Below are 8183 nucleotides of genomic sequence, written 5' to 3'. Positions count from 1 at the left end.
GCTTGCAAGCAAACGGCCAGTGTGTCTTTCGAGTCAGACCAGGACGCCGACACCAGACTGCACTGCTCCGGACCGGCGGGCGACCCACAATGGATGCCCAGAAGCACAGTCACAGTGGGTCTTGAGGCGGTGGTGGAACCGGCACAGGCAGGCGAGGTTGCGACTTGCGGTGGGGCCTGGTTGGGGTCGCCCGTCTGCTTCTGCGTGGTGGTCGTACTCGACGACGTGGTCGACGTCGCAGCCGCGGGCCGGTCGGGTGCAGAACGGGAACACGCAGGTGCGGTCGCGCAGTATCACTTGGTCGCGGATCCGGTCGGGGATCGCGTAGGCCGGTGTCGAGAGCTCGGTGTTGAGGTCGATGACCGGCTTGACCGTGACCTTGGTGCGGCTGTCACCACACCAGTACCGGACCTGGTCGAGCAGGACAAGACGCTGGCCCTCTTCGAGCCGGCCGGTGGGACCGAACACAGTCTGCTCGCCGACGGAGCCGGCATCGAAGTGGGCGTGGATGACGACCTCGCGAGCGACGGGCAGGTGGTCGCCGTCGGTGGCCGGGGTGCGAGCGGAGCGAGCCTCGACACCACCACTCATCGCGAGGTCCAGTGCGGTCTGGGTGCGAGCGAGATCGCCGAGGGCCTTGGACCGACGGACGTCCAACGACTCGGTCGAGCCAAGCGCCTTCTGCTGCGCGGCGTGGTGGGCGAGCTCGCGGTCCAGGTCCAGTGCGTCCGCTATGTCGAGCTCGGCCTCGAACCGCATGGTGCCAGCGAAGTGCACGTCCTCGTCATGCAGGGTCGCGTGGCGAGGGTCGACCGACAGGTACCCGTCCTCCGGATCCGCAGCCGGATCAGGGTCAGCGAGGTCGTAGCGCTTGATGGTCTCGGCCACGAGCCGGTCAAGCTGCGCGGGACCGATCCGCCCGGCGACGGCCGCGACCTGGGCGTCCACGAACCCAGCGGCCTCACGCGTCAACGAAGGCGTCGAGTGGATCGTCGTCTCCGCAACCGACCGTGCCCGCCACGCAGGCACGCAACCGGCCTGGACCTGCGCCCACAACCGCGGCAACCGGTGACGCAGCTCCAACGCATGTCCGATGAGCTTCTTCGCCGACGTCGACGAGACCCCGAGGACAGTGCCCAGCTCTGCGACGCAGAACTCCGCCACCAGCGGACAACCCTCACCGGCGAGCGGCTCCTCGTGGTCGGTGCCGGGAACGCTGAACGCGGCAGCGGAATGGATCGACTCGGGTGGGTGCAGGTCCGCCCACTGGGCGGCGAGGTCGAGCTGGCAGGCTGCGGCGGCGTTCTCAGCGAGGCGCTCGGCACGGATCGAGGCGAGCAGGTCCGAGCCGGTGAGGGCGTCTGCCCCACCTGCTCCGGGCCCCAACAGCGTCTCGATCATCTGTTCGATTATAGAGGAGGGCGCCGACAGTCGGCCGGTGGTGCACGAGGTGGGTTTCGAGGCTCGCTGCGCTCGCACCTCGACCACCCAGCTCTCTGGCTGGGTGCCCGCAAGGGGAGTAGGCCACGCGCACCTAGACTGGCGGGATGAACCCCCGCCACCGCCGCCTCGTGATCCCGGTGGCGCTGGGGGCGCTGATCCTCATCGTCGTCCTCGCAGCCGTGCTGTGACGGAGTGGAAGCGGCTGAAGGCCGCCGTCCTCGACACCGACCACCTGGTGCGGGCCCTGGCCAGCGGCCGGCGCAAGGGGCAGCCGGTGCCCGTCGTCGCCGACCGCGAGGTCAAGCGCATCGAGGTCCGGGTCGTGGACCTCAAGGCGGGTCGCCACCTCCAGGTGGTGTCGTACGACGACACGCAGGCGCACACCTCCAACCACGCGCTCGGTGAGGACGCGGCCGCCGCGGTCGACGCGTTGGTCGCCCAGCCGTTCGCCAGCTGGCACGTCGACACCACCGATGCCACGCACCAGCTCCGGGTGACCAAGAAGGGTGCCCCGCTGCTGCACACCAAGGCGCGGAGCGAGGCGGTCGAGGTCTCCCACGACCACGACCGTGCCAAGGACCGGCTGCTCGCCGAGGGCGACCCGGTGCTGGTCGCGCTCGGGATCAGCGACGCCCAGGGACGCGTGAAGCCCACGCGACAGGCGAAGTACCGCCAGGTCGAGGAGTTCCTGCGGCTGCTCGATGCCAGCCTCACCGAGGCGATGGAGCAGGGCCAGGTGCGGACGCCGACCGCCGACGACCCGCTGCGGATCGTCGACCTCGGGTGCGGCAACGCCTACCTGACCTTCGCCGCCCACGCCCACCTCAGCCGCCGGCTGCCGGTGCGGATGACCGGCGTCGACGTGAAGCAGCAGTCGGCCGACCACAACTCGCAGGTCGCGGCCGGGCTCGGGATCGACGCCGACTTCGTGGTCGGCTCGATCGGCGACGCGGCGCTCGATCGCGCGCCCGACGTCGTGCTCGCCCTCCACGCCTGCGACACCGCCACCGACGACGCGCTCGCACGGGCGCTCGACTGGCACGCCTCGCTCGTGCTCGCCGCGCCCTGCTGCCACCACGACATCGCGTCGCAGCTGCGGACGGCCGAGGTGCCCGAGCCCTACGCGATGCTCACCCGCTACGGCATCCTCCGCGAGCGCTTCGCCGACACCCTCACCGACGCGCTGCGCGCCGCGCTGCTGCGGCGCGAGGGCTACAAGGTCGACGTCGTCGAGTTCGTCGAGAGCGCCCACACCCCGCGCAACACGCTGCTGCGCGCCGTGCGGCTCCGCGGCGAGGCGGGGTCGCACCGACGGCCCAGCGAGGGCGAGGAGGCCGCCGGACGTGAGTACGACGACCTGCTCGCCCAGTGGCGCGTACGCCCCCGGCTGGGAGAGCTGCTCAGCCGGTGAACAGGGCCGACGCCTTCACCAGCGTCTGCCAGAGCCCGTAGGCGAGCGGGATCCCGACGAGGGCCCAGGCGAGGGCCACGAGTGCGGGACTCGTCGTGGTGGTGTCGGACGTGTCGTGGCTGCTCATCGGACGGCCTCCTTGCGGGTCGAGATGCGGTCCTCGTTGGCGGCGTGTGCGTCGTGGTCGAAGTGGTCCTCGGAGACCGGCTTGATCATCAGGTTGGCGACGAAGCCGATCGCGAGCACGCCGACCATCGTCAGCAGCGCGGGGCGGTAGTCGGCGGCGACCAGGTTGCCCGGCTCGCCGACCGTGTCGAGGATGCCGTTGACGATCAGCGGACCTGCGACGCCGGCGGCCGCCCACGCGGTGAGCAGGCGGCCGTGGATGGCGCCCACCTCGAGCGTGCCGAAGAGGTCCTTGAGGTAGGCCGGGACGGTCGCGAAGCCTCCGCCGTAATAGGAGATGATCACCACCGCGAGGGCGACGAAGACGAAGGTCGAGCTGCTGCCGAAGAGGGCGAGCAGGAGGTAGAGCACGAGGCCGACGCCGAGGTACATGACGTAGGTCGGCTTGCGACCGATGCGGTCCGACAGGCTCGACCAGACGAAGCGGCCGAGCATGTTGGCGAGCGAGAGCACGCCCACGAAGCCGCCCGCGGCCGCCGCGGTGACGGAGCTGTCGCCGCCCTCGCGGAAGAAGTCCTGGATCATCGGCGCGGCCTGCTCGAGGATGCCGATGCCCGCGGTGACGTTGCAGAACAGCACCACCCACAGGAACCAGAACTGGGGCGTACGGATCGCCTTGGACGCGCGAACCAGGGCGCCGTTGGTGCCGGGGGAGTGCTCGGCGGTGCTGTCGTCGCCGTGGCCCGGGGGCACCCGGACGAGGGCCGCGCCGATCAGCATGAAGACGGTGTAGACGATGCCGAGGGTGACGAACGTCGAGGCGAGCGCCGACGCCGATGCGACGGCACCGGGCTCGGTCGAGACGAAGTCGGGGTCGTAGACCGCCATCAGCTTGTTGGACAGCGGGGAGGCGATCAGGGCGCCACCGCCGAAGCCCATGATCGCCATGCCGGTGGCCAGACCGGGACGGTCCGGGAACCACTTGATCAGCGTCGACACCGGCGAGATGTAGCCGATGCCGAGGCCGATCCCCCCGATGACGCCGTAGCCGAGGTAGAGCAGCCAGAGCTGCCCGGTCGCGATGCCGGCCGAGCCGACCATGAAGCCGAGTCCCCAGCAGAGGGCGGAGGCGAGCATCGCCTTGCGCGGGCCGGAGCGCTCGACCCACGTGCCCAGCACCGCGGCGGAGAGTCCGAGCATCACGATCGCGATCGAGAAGACCCACCCGATCGCGGTGAGGCTGGTGTCGAAGCTCTCGACCAGCGAGTTCTTGAAGACCGAGAACGCGTAGACCTGTCCGATGGACAGGTGCACGGCGAGCGCGGCGGGTGGGATCAGCCAGCGGCTGTATCCCGGACCGGCGACGATCGCCGACTTGTCGAGGCGCGACATGGGGGTCCTTTCCCGAGGTGGCCTCGCCACGCTGCCCCACAAGTGGTTGACCTGTCATCGACCTCAGGGGTGGGCGTACGACGAGCGGTCGTGCGGGCGCGACGAACGGCTCGCGGCTACCGTGGCGCCGTGAGGCGACGGCAGGTGCTGGCAGGGGCGGTGGTCGCGGTGCCGTTCCTCGTGGGTGCGGCAGCCGGGCCCGGCCCGACCCCCGACGCCGGCGAGGCCTTCCGCTTCGACGACCCCGACATCGTCGAGTCCAGCGGACTGGTGGCCCAAGACGGCCTCGTCCTCACCACCAACGACTCCGGCGACTCCGGTCGCGTCTTCGTCGTCGACCCACGGTCCGGCAGCACCGTCGGCGTCACGTCGTGGCCGTCGGACCCGGTCGACGTGGAGGCACTCGCGCCCGCCGGACCCGGGCAGGTCTGGGTGGCCGACATCGGCGACAACCGCGCCGTCCGCGACTCCGTCGAGGTCCTCCGGGTGCCGGTCGGCCGTGGCGACGTCGCGGCCACGCCGACGTCGTACGAGCTCGTCTACCCCGACGGGGCGCGCGACGCCGAGGCGCTCGTGCGCCACCCGCTGTCCGGCCAGCTCTTCGTGATCACCAAGGGCATCTTCGGCGGAACGGTGTACGCCGCGCCGCCGGCGCTGCGGACCGATCGGCCCAACCGCCTGGTGGAGGTCGGCGAGGCGCCGGGCATCGTCACCGACGCGACCTTCCTGCCCGGGGGCGGCGGGGTCGTCATGCGGACCTACTCGCAGGCGTACGTCGCCGACTTCCCGTCGTGGCAGCCGGTGACCTCGTGGGACCTGCCGGCGCAGGACCAGGGCGAGGGTGTCGCAGCCGCGGGGGACGGGCTGCTGCTCAGCAGCGAGGGCGCGCGGTCGACGGTGCTGTCGGTGCCACTGCCGGACGAGGCGAGGGCCATCGACCTGCGCGGCACGGCCTGGACGGCCCTGCGCTGGGTCGCGACGGCCCGGGGCCTGCCGCTCTAGGCGAGGGCTGCGTCGAGCGCTGCCTGCACGTGCAACGTGGTGCAGGGGAAGACGGGCAGCTCCACGTCGGCCTGCTTGACCAGCAGCTCGAGCTCGGTGCAGCCGAGGAGCACGCCACCGGCGCCGGCGTCCCACAGCTCCTCGATGATCGACACGACCCGGGCGCGGGTGCGGGGCAGCACGACGCCGTGGACCAGCTCCTCGTAGATCGCGTCGTTGAGGAAGTCGTGGTGCGTCTGGTCGGGCACGATCACAGATAGTCCGTGGCTCGCGAGCCGGTCGACGAAGAACGACTCCGACATCGCGACCTTCGTGCCGATCAGGCCGACGGTCTCCACGCCCGACTCGCGCACGGCGGCCGCGACGACGTCGGCGAGGTGGAGGACCGGGATGTCCACGGCCTCCTCGACCTGGTCGGCGACCTTGTGGAACGTCGTGGTGCAGAGCAGGAGGAAGTCGGCGCCGGCGCGCTCGACGCCCTGCGCGGCCTCGGCGAGCAGCGTCCCGATCTGGTCCCAGCGCTCGTCGTCCTCGAGGTGGGTGATCTCGGCGAAGTCGACGGTCGTCATCGCCAGGCGCGGGCTGGCGAGGCCGCCGAGCCGCTCGCGCATCCCGAGGTTGAGGTCGCGGTAGTAGGCCGCGCTGCTCTCCCAGCTCATCCCGCCGACGAGTCCGATGGTCTTCACGCGCGGCAGTCTCGCACGTCTCAGGTGCGGTGCACCTTGTGTGCCGCGGCTTGGGCACGCGGCTTGATCACGAGCTCGTCGATGTCGACGTGGGACGGCCGGGTGGCCACCCACGCGATCGCGTCGGCCACGTCCTCGGCGAGGAGCGGGTGGTCCACGCCGGCGTACACCGCATCGGCCTTGGCCTGGTCGCCGCCGAACCGCACCAGGGCGAACTCGTCGGTGCGCACCATCCCGGGGGCGACCTCGCAGATGCGGATCGGCTCGCCGTTGAGCTCGAGCCGCAGCGTCTCCGAGACGACCTTGACCGCGTGCTTCGCGGACGTGTAGCCGGCGCCGCCCTCGTAGGCCCAGCGTCCGGCGGTCGAGCCGACGTTGACGATCACGCCGTCGCCGCTGGCGCGCAGGGCCGGGATGAGGGCCTGGGTGACGCGGACGAGACCGAGGACGTTGACCTCGTACATCCAGCGCCAGTCGTCGAGGTCGGCGTCCTCGACCTTGTCGGTCCCGATGGCGCCACCGGCGTTGTTGACCAGCACGTGGCACACCGGCACCGCCGCGGCGAGGGCGGCGACCGAGTCGGCGTCGTTGACGTCGCAGGTGAGCGCCGTGCCGCCGATCTCGGCGGCCAGCTCCTCGATGCGGTCGGTGCGCCGGGCCGCGCACACGACGTGGAAGCCCTGCGCGGCGAGGGCGCGCGCGCTCGCGGCACCGATGCCGCTGGAGGCGCCGGTGACGACGGCTGTGCGGGACGGGGTCTGCTCGGAGGTCATGGATCCATCCTGCCAAGATGGCGCAGTGATCATCGCGGCGGCCGACGGTTCGGCACTCGGCAACCCCGGTCCGGCCGGGTGGGCGTGGTACGTCGACGACGGCTGCTGGGCGTCCGGCGGCTGGCCGCGGGGCACCAACAACATGGGCGAGCTGATGGCCGTCCTCGACCTGCTCCAGCAGACCGCGCACGTCGACGACGACCTGCACGTCTTCTGCGACAGCAAGTACGTCATCGACTCGGTGACGAAGTGGATGCCGGGCTGGAAGCGCAAGGGCTGGAAGAAGAGCGACGGCAAGCCGGTGCTCAACGTCGAGCTGATGAAGGCGCTCGACGCCGCCATGGAGGGGCGCCGCGACCGGGTCCGCTTCGAGTGGGTGAAGGGTCACGCCGGCCACGAGCTCAACGAGGCGGCCGACAAGCGCGCCAACGCCGCCGCGACGGCGTACCAGCGCGGGGTGGAGCCGGACTCCGGTCCCGGCTTCGTCGGCGGCAGCTCGTCGCACCCGGCCGCGACCGTCGGCCAGGTCGAGGAGGAGCCCGACCTGTTCAGCGACCTCGGGGGCGCTCCCGAGGTGTCCGACGAGGAGCACGTCGTCGCCCTGGAGCGGTCGATGCTCACCGACGAGGTGCGCACGGACCGCGCAGCGATGGCGGCCCTCCTGCACCCGGACTGGCGGGAGGTCGGTCGCTCCGGACGGCTCTGGACCCGCGACGACCTCGACGAGCTCGGTCCCATCGACCCCGTCGACGTCGAGGTCGTCTCTGTCGACCGGCTCGGCCCCGACACGATCCTGCTGCTGTGGCGTACGGCGACCGCGGACCGATCGACGCTGCGCAGCACGCTCTGGGTGCGCACGGGCGGTCAGTGGCAGGCCCGCTTCCACCAGGGCACCGACGAGCCGTGAGCACGGCACCGGCCTCGTGGGACACTCTCGGGGTGCTTCCCGCCAGGCTCGCCTCCGGAGCCGCCCTCCTGGGCGGTCTGCTGTGGATCGCGCACGCCCTCCTCGGCGGCGGCAGCGACCCCGTGCCCGCCACGCTGCACGTCGTCGGCCTCGTGTTCATCGTCATCGCGGCCGCGGCCTACGGGAGCACCCTGGTCAAGAGCGACGCGGTGGCCATGCGCGTCGTCGTCGCCTTCGCGTCCGGGCTGCTCGCGCTCGCGATGATCGAGGCGTTCCGGGTTACCGACAGCGGGTGGTACGACGGCTTCTGGGGCATCGTGGCCGCACTGATCGGCGGCACCGCGCTCCTGCGTGCCCGCGGCCGCTCGAGCGGCACTCCGCGCTCCGGCGGCGCGCACGCCCGCTGACCCACCTTCGGGGGGATGTCGGGAATCCCGTGCACC

At 71.5% G+C, this 8183-nt stretch carries 9 protein-coding genes; 4 read left to right on the top strand and 5 right to left on the bottom strand.

Annotation, left to right across the window (positions count from 1 at the left end; all coding sequences use genetic code 11):
* Positions 1–33 precede the first annotated feature (33 nt).
* A complete protein-coding gene (locus JI751_RS15525; protein ID WP_236666275.1) occupies positions 34–1401 on the bottom strand; it encodes an HNH endonuclease signature motif containing protein in 1368 nt (455 codons plus the stop codon).
* A gap of 226 nt (positions 1402–1627) precedes the next feature.
* On the opposite strand from JI751_RS15525, the gene JI751_RS15520 reads away from it, so the two are divergent.
* The gene (locus tag JI751_RS15520; RefSeq protein ID WP_307814286.1) at positions 1628–2854 is read left to right on the top strand and encodes a class I SAM-dependent methyltransferase; all 1227 of its coding nucleotides are present in this window, start codon (positions 1628–1630) and stop codon (positions 2852–2854) included.
* On the opposite strand, the gene JI751_RS15515 is transcribed toward JI751_RS15520, so the two are convergent.
* Complete coding sequence (locus JI751_RS15515) at positions 2844–2981, bottom strand: MFS transporter small subunit (protein WP_201938643.1); 138 nt, start codon at positions 2979–2981, stop codon at positions 2844–2846. The two genes, JI751_RS15520 and JI751_RS15515, sit on opposite strands and share 11 nt — an antisense overlap.
* On the bottom strand, positions 2978–4372 hold the full coding sequence (locus JI751_RS15510; protein ID WP_201938642.1) for an OFA family MFS transporter: 1395 nt from the start codon (positions 4370–4372) through the stop codon (positions 2978–2980). The genes JI751_RS15515 and JI751_RS15510 overlap by 4 nt, the downstream gene beginning before the upstream one ends.
* A gap of 129 nt (positions 4373–4501) precedes the next feature.
* Between JI751_RS15510 and JI751_RS15505 the strand changes: the two genes are divergently transcribed.
* Positions 4502–5374, top strand: coding sequence for a hypothetical protein (locus tag JI751_RS15505; RefSeq protein WP_201938640.1), 873 nt, complete (start codon positions 4502–4504; stop codon positions 5372–5374).
* On the opposite strand, the gene JI751_RS15500 is transcribed toward JI751_RS15505, so the two are convergent.
* Both JI751_RS15500 and JI751_RS15495 read right to left on the bottom strand, forming a co-directional pair.
* A complete protein-coding gene (locus tag JI751_RS15500; protein ID WP_201938639.1) occupies positions 5371–6060 on the bottom strand; it encodes an aspartate/glutamate racemase family protein in 690 nt (229 codons plus the stop codon). The two genes, JI751_RS15505 and JI751_RS15500, sit on opposite strands and share 4 nt — an antisense overlap.
* A gap of 20 nt (positions 6061–6080) precedes the next feature.
* Positions 6081–6833, bottom strand: coding sequence for an SDR family NAD(P)-dependent oxidoreductase (locus tag JI751_RS15495; RefSeq protein ID WP_201938638.1), 753 nt, complete (start codon positions 6831–6833; stop codon positions 6081–6083).
* 25 nt (positions 6834–6858) lie between these two features.
* Between JI751_RS15495 and JI751_RS15490 the strand changes: the two genes are divergently transcribed.
* Complete coding sequence (locus tag JI751_RS15490) at positions 6859–7740, top strand: RNase H family protein (protein WP_201938637.1); 882 nt, start codon at positions 6859–6861, stop codon at positions 7738–7740.
* Between the two features lie 32 nt (positions 7741–7772).
* A complete protein-coding gene (locus JI751_RS15485) occupies positions 7773–8147 on the top strand; it encodes a hypothetical protein (protein ID WP_201938636.1) in 375 nt (124 codons plus the stop codon).
* Positions 8148–8183: the final 36 nt, after the last annotated feature.

This window comes from Nocardioides baculatus, from assembly GCF_016735675.1.
Taxonomy (GTDB): domain Bacteria; phylum Actinomycetota; class Actinomycetes; order Propionibacteriales; family Nocardioidaceae; genus Nocardioides; species Nocardioides baculatus.
This window is presented reverse-complemented; position numbering and strand designations above follow the sequence as displayed.